This is a genomic window from Flexithrix dorotheae DSM 6795, assembly GCF_000379765.1.
Lineage (GTDB): Bacteria > Bacteroidota > Bacteroidia > Cytophagales > Flammeovirgaceae > Flexithrix > Flexithrix dorotheae.
This window is the reverse complement of sequence record NZ_KB903431.1, coordinates 781,321-801,766: the sequence shown is the minus strand read 5'-3', so window position 1 is coordinate 801,766 and position 20,446 is coordinate 781,321. Positions and strand designations below refer to the sequence as shown.

General features: G+C 34.7%; 11 protein-coding genes. 5 read left to right on the top strand and 6 right to left on the bottom strand.

Features of this window, described 5'->3' with window-relative positions; translation table 11 throughout:
* Window positions 1-328: 328 nt before the first annotated feature.
* Together A3EM_RS41780 and A3EM_RS0107380 are read left to right on the top strand one after the other, a co-directional pair.
* Window positions 329-1,831: a sensor histidine kinase gene (locus A3EM_RS41780; RefSeq protein WP_020527551.1), complete on the top strand. Its 1,503-nt coding sequence runs from the start codon at window positions 329-331 to the stop codon at window positions 1,829-1,831.
* A 267-nt stretch (window positions 1,832-2,098) separates the two neighbouring features.
* The gene (locus tag A3EM_RS0107380; protein WP_020527550.1) at window positions 2,099-2,506 is read left to right on the top strand and encodes a hypothetical protein; all 408 of its coding nucleotides are present in this window, start codon (window positions 2,099-2,101) and stop codon (window positions 2,504-2,506) included.
* A 60-nt stretch (window positions 2,507-2,566) separates the two neighbouring features.
* On the opposite strand, the gene A3EM_RS0107375 is transcribed toward A3EM_RS0107380, so the two are convergent.
* Window positions 2,567-5,122, bottom strand: coding sequence for an adenosylcobalamin-dependent ribonucleoside-diphosphate reductase (locus tag A3EM_RS0107375; protein WP_020527549.1), 2,556 nt, complete (start codon window positions 5,120-5,122; stop codon window positions 2,567-2,569).
* A gap of 327 nt (window positions 5,123-5,449) precedes the next feature.
* Here A3EM_RS0107375 and A3EM_RS0107365 point away from each other — a divergent pair, with 327 nt between their 5' ends.
* Window positions 5,450-7,828: an ABC transporter permease gene (locus tag A3EM_RS0107365; RefSeq protein WP_020527547.1), complete on the top strand. Its 2,379-nt coding sequence runs from the start codon at window positions 5,450-5,452 to the stop codon at window positions 7,826-7,828.
* Window positions 7,829-7,891: 63 nt separating this feature from the next.
* Here A3EM_RS0107365 and A3EM_RS41775 read toward each other — a convergent pair whose 3' ends face one another.
* A complete protein-coding gene (locus A3EM_RS41775) occupies window positions 7,892-8,536 on the bottom strand; it encodes a DsbA family protein (RefSeq protein WP_020527546.1) in 645 nt (214 codons plus the stop codon).
* Between the two features lie 532 nt (window positions 8,537-9,068).
* Here A3EM_RS41775 and A3EM_RS0107355 point away from each other — a divergent pair.
* Entirely contained in the window at window positions 9,069-11,192 is a 2,124-nt protein-coding gene (locus tag A3EM_RS0107355; protein ID WP_020527545.1) for a L,D-transpeptidase, read from the top strand.
* Between the two features lies 1 nt (window position 11,193).
* Here A3EM_RS0107355 and A3EM_RS0107350 read toward each other — a convergent pair whose 3' ends face one another.
* The 4 genes from A3EM_RS0107350 to A3EM_RS0107335 form a co-directional block, all read right to left on the bottom strand.
* Window positions 11,194-11,676, bottom strand: a complete 483-nt coding sequence (locus A3EM_RS0107350; protein ID WP_020527544.1) for a hypothetical protein — start codon at window positions 11,674-11,676, stop codon at window positions 11,194-11,196.
* Window positions 11,677-11,866: 190 nt separating this feature from the next.
* On the bottom strand, window positions 11,867-12,592 hold the full coding sequence (locus A3EM_RS0107345; RefSeq protein WP_020527543.1) for a hypothetical protein: 726 nt from the start codon (window positions 12,590-12,592) through the stop codon (window positions 11,867-11,869).
* A gap of 3 nt (window positions 12,593-12,595) precedes the next feature.
* Window positions 12,596-17,140: an Ig-like domain-containing protein gene (locus A3EM_RS0107340; protein WP_020527542.1), complete on the bottom strand. Its 4,545-nt coding sequence runs from the start codon at window positions 17,138-17,140 to the stop codon at window positions 12,596-12,598.
* Window positions 17,141-17,200: 60 nt separating this feature from the next.
* Window positions 17,201-17,791: a hypothetical protein gene (locus A3EM_RS0107335; RefSeq protein ID WP_157637770.1), complete on the bottom strand. Its 591-nt coding sequence runs from the start codon at window positions 17,789-17,791 to the stop codon at window positions 17,201-17,203.
* Between the two features lie 490 nt (window positions 17,792-18,281).
* Here A3EM_RS0107335 and A3EM_RS0107325 point away from each other — a divergent pair, with 490 nt between their 5' ends.
* Window positions 18,282-20,444 (top strand): glutamine synthetase III family protein, encoded by a 2,163-nt coding sequence (locus A3EM_RS0107325; RefSeq protein WP_020527539.1) that lies wholly within the window; start codon window positions 18,282-18,284, stop codon window positions 20,442-20,444.
* The last annotated feature ends 2 nt before the right edge of the window (window positions 20,445-20,446 follow it).

Genomic DNA, 20,446 nt, shown 5'->3' with positions numbered 1-20,446 from the left:
AATGATGGAAGACACTTTGCCAACTGTAAGGTTCTTCCATATATTGACGTAAGGGTAATTCTCGCCATTGACATCCAGTCTTCAATCGATATAGTATCAATCCCACAATGCTAACCAGCTTATCTTCAGTTAGTTTAGGTCCCTTACTACCTTGCGTTAAATAGGGTAATATCTTGTTTTTTATTATATCTTTGGATAAAATGCTCATTATTGATGCTCAACTTAAGATTGTCAGAATTTCCTAAGTTACTCAGTTTGAGCATTTTTTACTTTAGACAACTTCTGGGTAAAAGTTCTTTAGATTAGAGGCAAAGGAAATAAAAAAATTATGATTGAATTGTGGAGAAAAATAGCCAATCTCGGCATAGATGAAAAAATGCCTCCAAGCGAAGCCAAAGCTATTGGTTTGGTGAACAGGTTGAGTTTTATAGCTGTATGGGTATTTATTTTCTCTTCTTTGCTTGACTTTATAACCGGTCAGTTCAATATGCTGGTTTTAGAGTTATTTAATATTTGTATATTTCTTTTAATCCTTTTTTTGAATTACAAAAAATATTTCTTTTTTTCCAAGCATTTTCTGATGTGGTTTGGGTTGGCAGTAATCACCTTTATTAATATTGCTTTTGATTATAGCGCATTTCCTCAGGCAAATTATATTATCCTTATCGTACTTCCGATATTAATTTTTAATTCAAATAAATTAATTTATTTCTATTACACTCTGGCTCTTGCAAGTTTTATTTTCACCTTTTTTTATCAAACTTTTAATCCTCCTCTTTTTGAGTTTGATGAAATGGTAGTGAAATCGTCTTCATTCCTTTCAGTGATCCTTGTCTTTTTCATTATTTGTTTTTCCACAATCAAATTATTTAAAAATTTAAACAGAAAATTTGAACAAGTACTTATTTCCCAGAATAACTTATTAACCTCTCAAAAGGAAGAAATTTATGGGCAGGCTGAAGATTTAAATAAGAAGAATAAGGTTTTAAATGAATTAAATGAAGAGCTTAGTAAGGCTTTAGAAAAATTGAAGAATATGCAAAACCAATTGGTTAATGCGGAAAAAATGGCCTCTTTGGGCCAATTAACTGCTGGTATTGCCCATGAGATCAACAACCCGATAAATTTTGTTTCCGGAAATATCAGTCCCCTGGTAAGAGATTTTAAGGATATTAAGGCTTTGTTTATTGAAATGCAGAATTTTTCTCAAAAGCTTGAAACGCATCAAAAAATGGAATTTGATAAAATCATTCAAAGTGCGGATCTAACTTTTGTGGAGGAAGAAATTGAAGCTCTGATAAATGGTATAGAAGAAGGAGCTAACAGGACAAAAGAAATTGTGGCAGGCTTAAGAAATTTTTCCAGAATAGATGAAGTAAAAAAGAAAAAGGTAAATATACACGAAGGGATTAACTCTACTCTTACCCTGTTAAATAACAAAATAAAAAACAGGATAACGATTCATAAAGATTTTGGGGAACTGCCACTAGTTTCCTGTTTTCCAAGTAAATTAAATCAGGTTTTTATGAACCTTTTAAACAATGCCATTCAGGCCATTACCGATAATGGTGATATTTATATAACTACCCAATTAGATGATGAAAGAGTACTTATTTCAATTAGAGATACTGGATTAGGTATCTCATCCAAATTACAATCCAAAATTTTTGATCCTTTTTTTACAACAAAAGAAATTGGAAAGGGAACAGGTTTGGGGCTGTCAATTTCCTATGGCATAATTAAAGACCATGGTGGAGAAATTAAAGTTTTTTCTGAATTGGGAAAGGGTGCTGAATTTTTGATTTCCCTACCCATAGAGCAAGAAAACTGAATTATATTAATGTTTTTTTGAGAAAAAAAATAGTATAAGTGAAATCCCTCTGTAATAAATTCAAGTATTTGGGGTTAGATTTTACAAAATCTGGAAAGCCAAAACGCCTTTTTTTTTTACCAATTCAATTTTTTTTAACCTGGAATATCAAAAACCAAAATTTAAACAATTGTAAACATGGTTTAACGTTGCTTAAACTCATGTAACAATTTGCATTAAAAGAGAAACAAATCGTTTAGAAAATAATTCAATTAAAATATCAAAAATATGAAAGCTCCTGTTACAAAATTATTTTTCTTCTTTGTCGCTACCCTTTTCAGCCTTAATGTAAATGCTTTAACTACAGAACCTGAATTAGTTGAGGGTGAAACCATTATCCTGGACTCAGTAAAAGTAAAAGCATGGTTAGAAACTCAGGGAATTCACATGGAATACTCTGTCAGTGAAAATGGAAAAAAGGAAATATTTCTTATTGACGATGAAGATCCCTCAATTCTATTCCAATCTATCACAAAAGCCCAAAAATATGGAATGGTTATGTTTATGAAGGGAAATGCATTAGTGATCCGTGAAAAAAAAGGTGATACCTATTATAAAATAATAAATGGGAACCTTTATATAGGACATAAAAAAGATGGTAACCCTATGCCAATTTATACCTATAAACAGGTATAAGTTGTAAAAAAAAATTAACAATAAAAAAAGGAGGATTTGTTGAAAATCCTCCTTTTTTTATTACCCGCATTTTGAATAGTTACAACTTTTACATTTCAGGCATCCTTCTTCATAAATTAACCCATCAGGATCTTCACAAGATGGACATTTTCGATCAACAGCACTAGTGCCATCAGGAATAAATGTTTTGAGCGCACGGGCAACCCCATTTTTCCAGGTATTGATAAAGTCACTATCCAGATGTAAATTGGAAACGAGATCGACTACATATGGTAAGGGCATACCATGTCTTAATACCCCTGAAATAAGTTTTGCATAATTCCAAAATTCTTTATTAAATGACCTCGACAACCCTTCTATAGTCACCCTATATCCTTGTTTATCGATATACCGGAAATCATACCTGCTTTTGCCTTCTTCATCCTTATCTTTAAGAATACAACCTTTAGTTACATATGAGGGTAAAGCAAATGCGTCTTCAGCTCTACCTGTAAATATTTCATATGGTCGGCTATTTAGAACTCCTACTACTGCAATCCATTTCTCATCATTGTTAGAAAACCGGATAATCTTAGCCTCTAACTTATCTGGCCTGGCAGGCGCCTGGGTTTCACTTACCTCTTCAATTTCCTTTTCCTTTGAATCATTAGAAACTAATACTCCACTTCGTGACCCATCCCGATAAACGGTTATTCCCTTTAATCCTTTCTTCCAGGATTCCATGTAAATTTCGCCCACTTTTTCAATGGAAACATCATGAGGAAGGTTAATGGTTGAGCTGATGGAATGGGTTACATACTTTTGTACAATTGACTGAACCTGAACCCTTTTTAACCAATCTATTTCATTGGCGGTAGAACCAAAATATGGGCTTTTTGAAATATCAGTTTCTCCTGTAATCTCCATCCATTTTTTTACTTTTGGATGATACACATCAAATTCTTCCCAGGCATCTCCTAAATCGTCCACAAAAGTTACCTTAGCATTTTCATTCTCTTTATTTACCTTTCTTCTCCTTTTATAAGATAACATGAAAACAGGTTCAATACCAGAAGAGGTTTGAGCCAACATACTCAGGGTCCCGGTTGGGGCTACGGTACTAATGGAAATATTTCTTCTTCCATGTTGCATCATTCTTTCAAATAGTTCCGGAAATTCCTTTTCCATCATAAGTACAAAGTCTGATTTTAATTCAGTTTCCGGATCAAAACCGTGGAAAGGTCCCCTTTCAATAGCCATATCAACGGAGCTGTCAAATTCCGCTTTGCATTTTTCCTGCATTATTTTTTCAATCACTTCTAATGCTTTGTCAGAATCGATTTTAAGGTTTAATGCAGCCATGGCATCCGCAAGTGCGGTAAAGCCTAACCCTGTCCTTCTTCCTCGTTTTCCTGTTTCGTATAACAATTTCCAGGTGGATAATTCGATTTGCTTTATTTCATTAGGTTCGGGATCTCTTTCAATTTTAGCTAAGATCTTCTCAATAGCTTCTAATTCAAGATCGACCAAATCATCCATTAATCGTTGAGATTCATAAGTAATTTCATAGAACTTTTTAAAATCAAAAGTAGCATTCTCAGTGAATGGATTTTTTACCAGACTGAATAAATTAATTGCAATTAATCTACAACTATCTCCACCCTGCATAGCAATTTCAGAACAAGGGTTGGTTGACACATTTTCAAAGCCTGGATATACTGAAGAAGTAGAATATTTATGTTGTTTATCCCAAAAAATAAGTCCTGGTTCAGCGGTATTATGAGCAGATTTCACGATTGAATCCCATAATTTTACCGCATCAACCTCTAATTTAACCTCAGGGTTTTCACTTTCAATTGGCCATTTTAAGGTAAAATTTTCTTTTTTATCAACGGCCTCCATAAACTCATCGGAAAGCTTTACCGATATATTTGCTCCGGTTACTTTGGATAAATCCTGCTTAATGGTAATAAAATCTTCCACATCCGGATGAGCCACATCAATAGTAATCATTAATGCTCCTCTCCTGCCATTTTGTGCTACTTCCCGTGTGGTATTCGAAAATCTTTCCATAAAGGAAACTGCTCCAGTGGTTGTACCCGCAGAATTGTCCACACTTTTACCTTTTGGCCTTAACTTGGAAATGTCGATTCCAACCCCGCACCTTCTCTTAAATAGTTGAGTCAGTTGTTGATCAGTGTAACAAATTCCCCCATAAGAATCATAGGGTGAAGGAAGCACCACACAGTTTGATAAAGAAGCCAGTATTTCATTATTTCCCAAGGCTGCCATTACACTTCCCTGGGGAATTACATATTTGAAATTTTTGAAAAGCTTAAATATTTTTTCATAAGAAAGATGGGTTCTTTCCTTTCCATAGGCCGAAAGCTTTTCCTTTTGCTTTATTTCAATTTTTTCATAATTTTTTTCAATTCTGGCAAACTCAGCAGCCATCCTTTTATGCATATCCTCAGGAGATTTTTCCAGGTATTCACCCTTCTCATTTTTTACTGCATACTTATTCATCCAGGTAGTTGCAGCTAATTCATCTCCATTAAAATAGGCTAAAGATTCTCCAAGCACTTCCTGAAAAGAATAGCTGGTTTGTTTGTTCGAAAATATAGTTGGCGTATTCACAATCTAATAATATTATGGGTAAAAAATTGAGTTTATCTGAAATGCTATCAACTTAAATATAATCATTTCTTTTCCAAAATAATTGAGGAAATTATTATTCATCAAAAACAGCGATTTCTTTTGGGATAGGGCAAAAATGAAAGATTTTTTCGAATTAAACATGACAGAAATCAAGTAATTTTTCAGCATTTGAAACAGGGATTTCTAAAGTACAGATTCTCAAATCCTTAAATTTTAAAAAAAATATAGACCACTCATCAATATTTTATTTGACACAATACGATTCTTGTCGTAATTAGGGTTGGTTTTAACTTAGAATCATTTACAATGCTAAAAAATCTGCTTCTCATCGCACTAAGGAATATTACCAAACAAAGTTCCTACAGTCTAATAAATATTGTTGGATTAACAATTGGAATTACATGTAGTATATTTCTTTTACTCTATATTCTAGATGAATTAAGTTTTGACAAATACCATAAAAATGCGGATAAAATTTATCGGGTAGTTTCCCATATTCAGGAACCAGATAAATCATTTAGTTGGGGTGTTACTCAGGCACCTGCCGGTCCTGCTTTAAAAGAAGAGTACCCGGCTGTGGAAAATTATGTTCGTTTTTTTCCTATGAACAGGGTACTTCTAAAATTGGGAGAAAAACAATTTTATGAGGAGGATGTATATGCAGCCGACTCTACAGTTTTTGATATATTTAGTTACAATATTTTAGAAGGAGATCCCCAAACTGCACTTGATGCACCCTTCTCTTTAGTGCTCACTAAAGATTTAGCCATAAAGTATTTTGGAAATGAAAGTGCAGTAGGAAAAATAATACAGGATGAAAATGACGAATCATATAAGATAACCGCTGTCCTTGAAAATGTTCCTAAGAATTCTCACTTCACTTTTAATGCCTTAACCTCGGTTACTCAAGAAATGAGACAAAACCAGAATTGGGGAGGTTTTTATGTCACCACTTATGTGATGGTTCCCGATCTACAAAAAGTGAATAGTCTGAAAGCGATTCTTCCGGAAATGTATTCAAAATATATGGAGAATATTTTTGGCAGGATGGGTATTGCTATTCAATACGATTTACAACCTCTCCCAAGTATTCACCTTCATTCTAAAATGGAAGGGGAAAGTGGAGGGGATATGGCCTATATATATACTTTTTCTGCTGTAGCTATATTCATGCTTTTAATCGCAAGTATAAATTATATGAATCTGGCCACAGCCCGTTCCTCAAGCAGGGCAAAAGAAGTTGGTATGAGAAAAGTTTTGGGATCCAATAAAATTCAATTGGTTAGTCAGTTTCTTTCCGAATCCATAATTCTAACTGTAATTTCCCTGATTTTAAGTATGGTGACGATAGCTGTGTTGCTTCCATTTTTTAATTATGTTTCAGGGAAGGAAATTCCATTTTCTTATTTATTTCAAACAGAAATTGTGATTGCCTTGATTGGAATTATAGTTTTTATAGGAATTTTAGGGGGGGGGTATCCAGCTTTGGTTTTATCAAACTTCAAGCCTGTGCTTGTTTTAAAAGGGAAATTGACAACGGGATCCAGTAATGCCCTTTTCAGGAAAATTCTGGTAGTGCTGCAGTTTAGTATTTCTCTGGTAATGGTGATCTGTACCTGGATCGTTTTCGATCAGTTAAATTTTATGCAAAATAAAGATTTGGGTTATGATAAAGCACATGTTTTAACTGTGGGGTTTCCTGATGGTGGCGGTCGGCAATTTCCTACAATTAGAAATACCCTTTTAAGTAATCCCAAAATATTGAATGTGGCTACCGCTTCTTCCAGAACTAGTAATATCAGTAGCAGAAATATTTTTAATGTGGAGACAGAAAATGGGATGCAGGAAAAAGGGTTTAAGCCCTTAGGGATTGATCACAATTATGTTTCCACTATGGGTATGAAAATTACACAAGGAAGAGATTTTTCAGTGGATATTCCAGCTGATACGCTTAATGGAGTTTTAATAAATGAAGAAACTGCCAGGAAAATGAACTGGGAGGAACCGCTGGGTAAAAAAGTTCAAATAGGTAGGCCAAATGAAGGTGAGGAACCCAATTATGCGGAAGTTATAGGAGTTTTAAGAGATTTCCATCAACAATCTCTTTACAGTAAAATTGAACCTTTAATTATATTGTACAGGCCAAATAATCGGATTCTTCATGTGAAAATACAGGGGGAGGAAATTCCTTCTTCCCTTGCTTTTATCGAAGAAGAATGGAAAAAGACTTTCTCCGGAACCCCTTTTGAATACAATTTTCTTGATCAGGATTTTCAATCGGCTTACGAGGCTGATCAAATTCGCGGACAAATATTTACGGTATTTTCAGCACTTACTATTTTTATTGCTTGTTTGGGATTGCTAGGACTGGTTTCCTTTACCACCCAACAAAGAACCAAAGAAATTGGTATCAGAAAAGTTATTGGAGCGGGAATTTCGCAAATAGTTTTTTTAATTTCAATGGATTTTATCCTCCTGGTAATAATTGCTACTTTAATTTCATTCCCTATTGCTTATTATTTCATGAATGATTGGCTTAATATTTTTGCCTATAAAACAGAATTGAAAGTAGCTACTTTTCTGTTTTCTGCCTTACTGGTTTTCCTTATTACAATATTAACTGTAGGTATAAAAACTTTCCAGGCAGCAATTGTGAATCCTGTCAGGTCATTAAGGTCTGAATAAAAAAAGCGAAGGTTTAGGAGAAAACCTTCGCTTTTCTTTTCCGTTTTAGGTATTTCTAAATTGTTATACTGTAACAATCCCATTTTCAATATTAAAAATTGTTTTCTTCATATTTTCAAATGAATTATAGCCTAATGCCACAGCATATAAGGTATCTTCATATTTATAAATAACAGTAGGAAATCCGGTTACCCCTACCTGCTTAGCCCATACGAAATCTTCGTAAGTTTCTTTTCTAATTTCTTCAGTGGAGAAACCTTTCAAAAATTCATCAGATGAAATTCCGTGTTTTTCAGCTATTGAAACATAATTTCCCGGAATATTAGTATCCATATTCTCCGCATAAAAAGCGGATTGGACATCCTTATAAAATGAAAAGGCGGATTCTGGTTTTAAATTTCGGACTACTACAACAGCTCTGCAGGGCTTTTCTGTATCATAAATAAAAGAAGTATCCTCCGCAAGCAGATCATACTTAAAAGGCTGACCACTTCTTTTATTTACTTCTTCCCAGTGATGTCTGATCATTTTTTTAGTTTCACCATCCATTGGTTCCTGAGTGTGTGGACGAAGCCCCCCCATTACAATTCTAAACTTGGCTCTATTTTGATATTCACCAACTAGTTTATCAAGTTCATTGGCAATACCATAGCACCAGGAACACATAGGATCTCCTACGTAAATAATTTCGTTTTTATTCTTCAACATATTCGCTCAATTTCTGATTTTCTGGTGAACAAAACATAACATACATGGGTTCAATTTTCACTAAATTCTATTTTTGGACTTAATTTTTTTACAAAATAAACATAACCTTATATTAATCTACTTGTCCTTCCAAAGTTGATATTAACATTTGTTTTCTTAATATGATCCTATTTTTTAATGCTTTCCCAAATAATCTGATCTCCAATTAGGTTTAAATACTAGCCTGATTTTTTTTATTAACAAATTCAGCGTTAAAAAAAATACAAAAGACTCATTTGTAAGGTTTTTCCAATTAATCAACTTATTTCAAATACCAGTTTAAAACCCGGTCCAGCTGTTGTTGTTTTTTTTGCTAAACTGAAAAAGTTATATTTTTTATTAAAAAAATCATATAATTTATTTTCTTAATATTCCTAAATAAAAAGTTGAGATTTAAATTAAAAATTACCTTACATAATGTAACCCCGGATGATATTGGTTAGGCCTATTATTAGTTCGTTCCCTTTGGATAAAGCTTGAACCAGACGTCCTTATGAATACTCTAAAAAGAATTAAAAGTGCCTTCTTCCTGAAATACTTTTTATTCAATGTTTGGATATTTATTTGTATTTCCCATTTTTCATACTCCTCCGATCCTAACTTAGATTCCCTCAAACTCAAATGGGAAGGTTTAAAAAACCCATCCAATGCCATCAAAAACCTGTTCCTGGAAACTGAAAAGATGCCTTCTGACATGAAAAAAGCCTCTATGAATTTTTTGTCAGAATTAACCGATCGCTATGAAGAATTAACAGATCATCAAAAATTACTATTAGCCCGGGAGGCTGTATTTACGGGGAAAGTGTTATCAAAAAAACATAATCCGGCACGGTTTAATGTGGTGCATGAGAAGTTCAAAGATCAAATAGAATATGTGAGAAATGTACAAGGTTTTAGAGAAGGTTATGGACTGTTCATCAATACCGCATCAAAAGGAAAAGGGGGACAAAGAGCCTTTTTAATAAACCTGAGGAATGGGATGATTCTGGAAGTCTATTGCTCTTCCGCCTGGAGGGGAATTGGGTATAATGAAGATTCCGACCAGACTCCATTGGGTTTTTTCAGGTTAAGTTCCACCCAGTTTAATTATAGAGAAAACAGAACGATACTTGGAGATATTCCGGATATATTTAAAAAATTGAAATATCAAAGTTGGATGGGGATTTCCAAGTGGTTACACAGGGTTTCCACCAAAAAGGAAAAAGCCTATATCAATAGTAATCAATTTGCACTGAAGGGTCAAAATTATGGTGATGAAGAAATTCCCCTTACTGCAGTTAGAGATTTTTATAAAGGAGATACCACTCAAAGGTTTATAGATAATAGCAATTCGGCTATAAGGCATTTATATGTGCACGGAACCAATAGAAATGACCAATTGGGCCACAATTTATCAGGCGGGTGCATTAGAATTTCCAACATATTTAGCTATGTTCTTCAAAATATTTATAAAGATCAAAAGGAAATCCCTGTATTTATAGATTACATTAAATTCAGAGAAGGAGCTGATGAAATATTCCATAATATTGAGGATCTTATGAATGATTTGGAATCCCATGAAACCATGGAGGAATCTTATGGAGCAATGGCGCAAACAAAGTTTAGTCGATATAATAATATAAAGGAAAAAGTTGAAGATCAGATCATTGATAAAATAGTACACAGTTTTAAAAATGGAGCCCAAAACTCTATTAAAATCCAAATGTCTTCTGTCCTGCCATTACCAGAATCGGCCATGCGGGATTGGCTATTATTCAAAGATTCTGTCAGTAAGTTTGCCACAAAAAAATATTGGTATAATTTCGATTTGGACGGTCATCACCGGACTTCCAAAAACTCTGTCGATCCAATTGTAAGGCAAAGTGTGAATTCTGAATTAGCTGCTAAACTCATCAAACACAGACTTGATTTTACAAAAAAATATATAGAGGAAAGAGTTAAAACTGAATTGGAAAAATTTGAAATTGATTATAAAGAGGTAAAGGAAAAGTTAATTTTTGAAGTTAAACCAGTAGAATTTGTAGGTAACTATGGAAATAAAGCCGACATTGGATTTGATATTTGTGATAGCAGAAGGGCTGTCCTACAGAATATGGAGTTTTTAGATTCCCTGGCCAAGGTTGCACCTGATTTGTTTATTGAAAATGAAGAATTAGGTTGGATAAATTCATATATAGATAATCCCGTACAAATATTTACCAGAAGTGTTGGAGGAAAAACTTTTGAAGACATTGTTACCTATAATGATGCTTTACTGGCTCAGGCTTATATTTATGCGATAGGGGAAATTGCCTTAAAGAAACATGCTCTATATGAAGGAAAAATTCTTGATATTGATGATCCCGAATTCTATCATCTTTACAAAAAAGATGAAATAGAATATCACAATAAATTAGATTATTTTGGCAGAAAACAACTCTTTAAATACACCAGAGGAGTGGACACAAAATTGAATGCGAGGGCATTAAATGGGGAACTTAAGCAGAATAATCAACGAATTTTAGGCATAATTAAAGTTTCAGAAGAATTTTTCAGTCGGAGAAAATCAGAAAGTAATATATTGGTGATCAAACATTTATTGGCTGAAGAAAATCCGGTGCTTTTGTCTTCCTGGTAATTTATTTTGCTGTTTTGGTGAAAATTTTCATTTCTTCTGAACTGGTAAGTTTTATTTCATTGGAAATCCGGTTTGGAGTAGGGAATTGGAGCAGAAATATAATAACAAGACAACCAAATAAGATAAGGGGAATAAATTCTCCGGTTTGGATAAAAACAAAAATATTGAAAAAATTGGTTAGCTCAATTATCCCTGAGTTCAATATACTTGCCGTTTTGTACTTTCCTATTTTAGCATCTAAATTACCTTGTCTGGAAGCCTCCCCACAAAACCTTTCTTTAATAAAATGGGAGGAAAATAACCCAAGGATTGAAACCACAATAGCCAGGTATTTTAAGTAATCCAAGTCTTCTCCGACTAACGGACTTTTCTGAGTAAAATAAAAAAAGGCGATTACCGAAAAGGAAATCTGGGTAAATAATAAGGCATAGTAAACAATCTTTAATCTAATATAGTGTTCCCTGGGCGACAATGAATACTCCATTAAATACGATTAAGCGTTTCAGTTTTTAAATTTAATAATGGATTATTCAAAATAAAAATCCATTATTAAAGATAATTAGTGCTTTGAATTTTTTATTTATGGTACAATGTGGCTATTTTTTATTAAAATTCCTAGAAAAAAGCCTTACTCTAAAAAAAGAATAAGGCTTTTTTCTAAATGAATGAAAAATTTATTCCACTTCAACCTCTACTTCGGTTAATTCCGACCAAACTTCATCATTATCCATTACCTGCAGACCGACTTTATATTTTCCCGAATTTTGGAAAATATAATCAATTTGTTGTGAAGTGGTAGTGACTTTGTATTCCCCAATAGTATACCTGTATTGAACTAGCGCACCTCCATATTTGCTGTCTGGATCGTGACTGGTATGGGCATCGAGCAGGTATTGATTTTGATTGGTTTTTCCAATGTATTTTACTTCCAGACTACTAACTGGTTGAATATTGTCGAAGAAATGAAGATTTAGGGTAATGATATCTGATTTTTCCCCATAAATATCAGTTGCAGAAAATGTAATGATGTAATCCCCTAATCCAAAAGGCACAAACATCAACTCTAATTCATCCTGGCTAATATCCAAAACTCCTTCCTCAGTACTTATGGCATTCTTTTGAATGATTTGTCCCTCTCCTGTTTCAAATTTATAAGATAATTCCTGGAGGTTTTCATCGATATATTTAACCGAAAACTCAAAACTATCTTCCCCGGATTTATTATTCAACTTGAAAGTATCGGTTAAACTTACAATATAATTCCCTTCCTCATCCTGAAATTGACCATTTGCAAATTTAAAAGTAAGGTTTGGTGGAACATTTCCCTCCAAAAACTGCCATCTGTTATCACAGGAAGATAACAGGGCAATAATAAAAATTAAAATTAAATATATTTTCATGATTTATTGCTTTAGGGCTTTTATAACTTTTTGATAATCAGGTAAATTAATTTTAATCAGGTAAAGACCAGATGGATACTTTTCGGTCTCCAAATTAAAATCCTGTTCTCCTCTCAGAATTTCCAGTTTCCTATTTTCTATGATTTTCCCTTCGGTATTAATTACCGCAATTTCTGCATTTGCATACCTTTCGGATTTTAAGAAAAGTCTTATGAAATTATTGAATGGTTGCGGATAACTGGAAATAGAAATACCTTCAATTTTTTCTGATGGTATTAATTCCTCATCCAATCCTGTCACAAAATCCTCTTGATCTAAATCAACCTTGATGAGGGTAGTCAGGGAGTCCTTGCAGCCCAACATGGTATTTTCCATATAGACCACTACATTAAATTCCCCACCTTCATGAAAATAATAACCCGGACTTCTTTGAGTGGATGTTTCAGTTGTTTTAAAATCCCACAAGTAGGTAGTATTTGCAGTGCTGTCCAAAGAAAACTGCACAAACTCATGCTGATTAATTGCATTGGAGCTTACTATAATTTCTTCAGGAAAAGCAAACACATTTACTGTAATTGAGGACTGATCTGAACCACAGTCCAATGAATTTTTAGCCTCACAGGTAATGACAGCTGTCTTGGAAGCCATAAATTCAAAACTTGCACCAGTTCCCACAGAATCAGAATTTTCATTGTACCAAACATACCTTAAGGATTCATCCAGATTGGTTACGGAAATTTTGACCATATCACCTTCGCAGAATTCTGGTTTGTTTACCGAAAGCTCTGGTGATTCGAGATTAATATTAATCACCCTGATACTAACTTTTACCCTATATTCACAGCCATTTTCTTTTATGAAGTACTCTGCTGAAACGGACTCTCCTTCAACTTTTTCAGGATAAAATTTTCCCAACTCCACTCCATCGCCACTCCATTCTCCACCAGGTTTCTTTTCCAAAGTAGTCAGATCAATAAATTCCTCGTTTGAACAAATAACCAGCTCGGTTTGTGTAAGTAAATCTTCAGAAGCATTTAATGGATAAATCACTTCAATAATTCGGGTTCCTGTAAACGAACACCCGTCTGTGGAAGCATATTTAAAAGTAATTTCATGTTTTCCAAACCCAGCTGTTTTTGGATTAAACAGAGATCCATCTTCTACTCCTGGCCCGGAAAATATTCCACCCTCAATATTTAAATCCTGGAAAAGATCATAACCAGGTGCATCAAAACATAATTGGATATCATCCCCAATTCCAATGTCTCCGGATTCCAATATTTTTACTTCTACTTCCGCGGCATCACTTGTGCATTCAATTTCCCCTTCCCCATAAAAAGATTGGGCAACCACATAAAATTTGGTATTGGTTGATAATTCATCAGTTGTGTAAGAATTACCAGTAGAAACTGGTTCATTATCCTCAGGAGCTTTATACCAGTTATAAGTTAAGTTTTCATCAGGGTTTTTAATAGAAAGCTTAACCTGACCTGGACCACAGGAAACCCCATCTGCAATTTCTGGAATGCCTGGTTTTTCAAGAATAGTAACCTCAACGGGAACTCTTTCTCCAACACAATCATTGTTATTCGATGCTTCAACCCAAACTACCCTGGTGGCATCAATTCCCTCAAGCAAAAATGAGGTACCCTGCCCTATTGATTTTTCTTTAGGATCTTTTTCATTCTGGTACCATAAATATTGAAGCCCATCCACCGGATTTTTCACCTCAAGTTTATAACTGCTCAGCGGACCACAATTCACAAAACCATCCACAAGAGGAGTTTGTACTTCGTCAAGAATGGTAATTGTAACTTTGGTGGGCTCACTTTCGCAAGCTCCATCAATAATTCTGGTAACCCAATAACTGGTAGTTTCCTTAATTTCAGGCTCATAAAAGTCTCCTTCGTGAATATGGTCTGTGTTTTCTCTGGGATAAAACCTGAAAACAGGCTTGGATTCTTCTTGTGAAACTAACGGCATTAATAAGATTTTTCCCGGTCCGCAAATCGATTGATCCTCAATTTGTGGAGCGTCTGGTTTATCAGTAATTATAACCTCTACTTCCTCCACTTCACTTTCACAGGATTCGTCCAAAATACCAACCACATAATATTTAGAAGTAGATTCAACATCTACCAGAATATTTGGAGAGGGGTCTCCAATTGGCTCATTTTCACCCTCCTTATTATAGGTCTTATACCAATAATAGGATACTTCCTTTTCGGGATTCTTTACGGAAAGTTCCACCTTTCCTGCTACACAAATGGATACATTGTCCACTTCTGGTTTAGCAGGAATAGGGTTTACATTAAAATCTGCTTCTGCTAAACCGCTCACACAATTGGTCTCAGGATCCACAGCCTCTACATAAATTACATTTTGATCAGTTGTGGAAAAAGTATGGGTATATTCAGACCCGGAAACCTCTTTTATTGGGTTTTGTTTTTCAGCATCCCAGTACCAGTTATAGGTATAACCTTCTATGCTTGGTGCTGAAGTATTCTCAATAAATCCTACATTAAAAGTAATTGATTCTCCTTCACAGATACTTTCTTTGGATAATAATATTTCAGGGGTTAATGGAGGAAAATTAATTATTCCAAAAACTTCAGCAGGATCACTTACACATTTTCCATTTAAATTTGCAGTGACAAAATATTTAGTGGTAGTTGTCAGGGAAACCTTAAACTCCGTACCTGTATGTACACTTGTTTCTCCGACTTCACCTTCATACCAGTTATAAGTAAACCCATCACTTAATTCTGATATTTTCAGAAGAACTTCCCCTGGTCCGCACCTTTCATCTCCCTGTACAATAGGTTTTTCCGGTTTTCCCGTAACATTTACCTGAATTTCCTCTACACTACTTTTACATCCAGCTCTTGATTTTACTAAGACATAATATTTACCAGAAGTTTCAACTTTAATTGCCAATTCTGGTTTTGTAGATGGTTCCGTAATAGGATCATTTTCACCTTTAGGATCATAATTTGCATACCAATAATAAAGAACATCATCCTGTGGGTTATTCACTTTGAGCAAAACCTCTCCAGGTTCACAAATAGAAACATCATCTACTTCAGGTTTATTTGGGATGGGATTGACAGAAAACCCTGCCTTTCCAAGTCCACTAACACACTTAGTTTCAGGATCAATAACCTCTACATAAATTACATTTTGATCAGTTGTGGAAAAAGTATGGGTATATTCAGGGCCAGAGGCCTCTTTTATTGGGTTTTGTTTTTCAGCATCCCAGTACCAATTATACACAAACTCGATCTCAGCTGGTGCAGCCGGTCCTTCGAAATAACCCGCATTAAAAGTTATGGATTCCCCAACACAAATACTTTCTGGAAAAAGGCTAATTTCAGGTGTGGGGGGCGGATAATTTACAATGCCAGAAACCTCAGCTGGTTCACTTTCACAGCCTCCTTTGGATACGGCAATAACATAAAAACTGGTATACTCCTTGATTTCCGTTTTATATTCCACTCCCGAAAAATCCGTATATTTACCAACTTCATTGTCATTTTCATAATACCATTCGTAAACTAAACCTTCCAGAGGTTCAAGCACTTTCATAACAACTTCACCCGGACCACATCGTTCATCACCCTGAACTTTTGGCTTTTCAGGAATACCTTCAATAATAATTGTCCTTGTATCCCTTTCTATACAATCTGTAGTTTCACCATAATAACCAACAACCAAATCAATTTCATATGTTCCTGCGGTTACATTGGTAAGGTTAAGACTTGAACCATTAATATAATTGGACAATTCTTTGCTTTCCCAATACCATTCATATGGTGTATTTGGCCCTATTGGGTCACCATCTATTTCTGGTACTGCTACCCCCTCTTGGGTAAATAAATCCACTACCAATTTAGAGTCTGGAGGATTTTTACATACAATAATATTACCTCCGGCAAAAACATTCACTCCCCCAATCTCAATTCCCCGCGTATCATAGCAGCTACCATATTCATACTTCAGTGTATAGAAACCATATGGGATTTGAGAAACATCAAGTTCTCCTGTTGTTTGGTTTATATACTTGTCGTATTGACTATCATCCTTTCTGTTTTCGTTTAAAAAACTCCATTTCCCTTTGCCATCCAATTTGGGATAAACATCCTCTGTATAAAGTTTTTGATTTTTTTTTGTCCTACAAACTCCAAGAAATCCTCCAGCTGAAATTTGGGGGATTTCAAAGGTTAAACTTACAGTTTGTTGCCCTGCATAAATAATTGTTATCAGGTGATTTCCCTCACCTGCAAGAGATGGATAAAATATATGACCACTTAGGCCATTGGTTTCCGTTTTGTAAGTAATTGTTTTCTCACTACCGTAAGCAACATGATTTAAAAGGTTAATTGAATTGAAATTGTCGCAGACAATCACTCTTGCTTCTGTCTTTCCATCTATATCCTGCCCGTTAATTTCACCTATTAATGTAAATCGTTCCTGAGCAGAAAGATTAAAAATTAAACCAAGGAAGAGCAGGCCAGAGAGGCTAAAAATCTTTGGGTTTATTATTTTCATTTAGTTTCAGTTAATTTTAGTTTTCGGGTTGTTAAATCTTTATTGGAGCGTTATATGCGATCATTCTTTAAAAGTGTATTTTAGCCCTACCCCAACGAAAAATCGTTCTGTACCAAATCCATCTTTAAAATAAAATCGTTGGTTCGCAAACGCTAGTGCCGCTATTCTCTTTCCAAGAAATACGTCAGCCTCTCCTCCACCAAAAACACCATAATTCCAACCGTTAAAGCTGCTGAAATCATGGTCGAGTTGTTCTTGCAGGTCAGGTTTAATTTCGTCATAAACACCTGAGGCACCTGCCGTGAGGTTTACATAAAGTACTCTCCACAACCTGAAAACCTGAATATTAAAGGAGGCATCAAGATAAATTGCAGAATAATCAACATCCTTAATGTTACCAAATTCATACATTCCACCTACCTTCAAATAAGTTTTCATACCCAGATAAGAACTTCCATAAAAGGAAACAAACTGAGTCTGGTCAGCTATTCCACCTCCAATTTCAAGGCCTTTGGTACCGTAGCCATGCCAGTGTTCCTTGTCCTGGGTTTTAAAATAATCTTCCACATCCGGATAATATTTATCATCCTGTGCCTCAACTTTTCCAATCAGGGCAATTGAAAAAATAATCATTAGAAAAATTCGATTCATCCTTTTTTTATTCAGATCAAAAATAATTTGGTTAAAAAAATACAAAAATTTAAAAAGCATTAAAACCAGACAATACACACTAACTGCCTGGAAATAAGAAGGATTAGGACTTGAAATTTTAATTGTTAAATAAGTGCAGGGAATACCAAACAAATTTCTACGAACATGATAAATGCAAAGAATTTATTCTAAACCTGGTTAATTTCCCTTCTGAAAATAGTCTGGATAGTAAGAAAGCGACAAATCAAAATAATTTTCTACTTTTAAAGACTGGTAAAACATTATTTTCCATAAAAATACCATATGAAAATAAGAATATTTCAGGTAAACAAAAAATACATTTGTAAGTAAGTTGGATTTGCTTAAGAAGACTGGATAGTTATGTAAAGCTAAAAATAAAAATAAGACAAGACAAATTTTAGAGATGATAAAAATTAATTAAGTTAGGGGGAAAATTCTATGCAATAACAATAAAGTTTAATTATAAAATATGGCCAAATTAAGATTTAGTGCCCTGGAATTAGTGCAGAAAAGGCAAAAAGTCGAAGTCAATCCACCTTCCAACCAGATATCAGATTATTTCGGAGAAAATGCTTTTGGTTTAAAACAAATGAGGTTAACCCTTTCTCCTAATTTTTATGAAAAAGTTAAATATGCCATCAGAAAAGGTAAAAAAATTGATATTGATACGGCTGAGGCCATAGCCTCTTCCGTGAAGACCTGGGCTTTAAATAAGGGGGTTACCCATTATACACACTGGTTTCAGCCACTTACTGGAACCACGGCAGAAAAGCACGATTCTTTTTATGATTATTCCTCTGAAATTGAAAACTTTAAGGGTGGAACATTAGCCCAGCAGGAACCTGACGCTTCTTCATTTCCAAGTGGAGGGATTCGAAGCACTTTTGAGGCCAGAGGATATACTGCCTGGGACCCGAGTTCTCCGATGTTTATTTTGGGGCATACTTTGTGTATTCCTACAATTTTTGTGTCTTATACGGGTGAAGCCCTGGATTATAAAGCTCCATTATTGAAGGCCCATGAAGCTTTAAACAGAGCTGCTACCAGAGTATGCAGGTTTTTTGACAGAAATGTAGCTTATGTGCATGCCACACTGGGCTGCGAACAGGAATATTTTGTGGTTGACAAAGCTCTTTATGCAGCCAGACCCGATTTGGTGATGGCAGGAAGAACTGTTTTTGGACATAATCCGGCAAGAGGTCAGCAATTGGATGATCATTATTTTGGGTCCATTCCTCCCAGGATTTATGATTATATGCGGGATTTTGAAATTGAATGTTTGAAATTGGGAATTCCCGTAAGTACTCGTCATAATGAAGTAGCTCCAAGTCAGTTTGAAGTGGCTCCTACTTATGAGGATATCAATGTGGCTACTGACCATAACCAGTTGCTAATGGATGCAATGAATAAAGTAGCTGAAAAACATAACCTGAAAGTCCTTTTTCATGAGAAACCATTTGCAGGACTGAATGGAAGTGGAAAACATAATAACTGGTCCTTGATCAATAGCTTTGGGGAAAACTTATATCAGCCCAGCTCTAGTGCAAGGGAAAACTTACAATTTCTTACTTTTTTTGTCACCACCATTAAGGCAGTACATGAACACGCAGATTTACTGAGGGCAAGTATTGCCTCAGCAGGAAATGATTATCGATTAGGATCGAATGAAGCTCCACCTGCTATTATTTCAGTGTTCATTGGAAAGCAACTTACGGCAGTTTTGGATGAACTGGAGCATAATGGAAATATCAAAGTGAAAAAAGGGGACAATTTGTATATGAAATTAGGAATTGATAAAATCCCTGAAATAATCCTTGATAATACAGATAGAAACAGAACTTCTCCTTTTGCCTTCACAGGTAATAAGTTTGAATTTAGAGCGGTAGGCTCTGATATAAATGTAGCTGCTCCAATGACAGTTCTAAATGCAGCAGTGGCCGACCAGTTACATAAGTTCGCTGAAACCCTTGATAAAGAATTAGAAAAGGGGGTCGATAAGCGAATAGCAATTATTACCATTTTAAGAGAATATATCAAGAGTTCGAAAAATATTCGGTTTGAAGGAGATGGTTATTCAGACGAATGGATAAAAGAAGCCAAGCGTAGAAAATTGCCCAATATAAAAGATACCCCAAGGGCTTTAGATGCTTACCTCACTACTAAAAACAAGGCTTTATTTAAAAGGAATAAAATCTGTACTGAAAGGGAACTTGAAGCCCGCCATGAAATTCTATTGGCCAATTATATCATGAAAATTCAGATAGAGGCCAGGGTAATGGGAGATTTGGCGCTCAATCATGTGATTCCAACAGCTGTAAATTATCAGAATAAATTAATCGCTAATGCCAATGGACTTAAAGGTCTTGGGATTGATAATGATGCGGTGATCAAAACCATTAAAGAAATTTCAAGACATATTGAAATTGTAAAAAATGGCGTGTACGAAATGATTGAGGAAAGAAAAAGGGTAAATAAAATTGATGATCCTAGGAAAAAAGCTATTGGCTATTGTGACGATATTAAAGAAAAATATTTTGATAAAATCCGGTATTCAGTGGATAAACTGGAACTTTATGTAGACAGTGAAGAGTGGCCACTTCCGAAATACAGGGAAATGTTATTTTTAAGATAAGA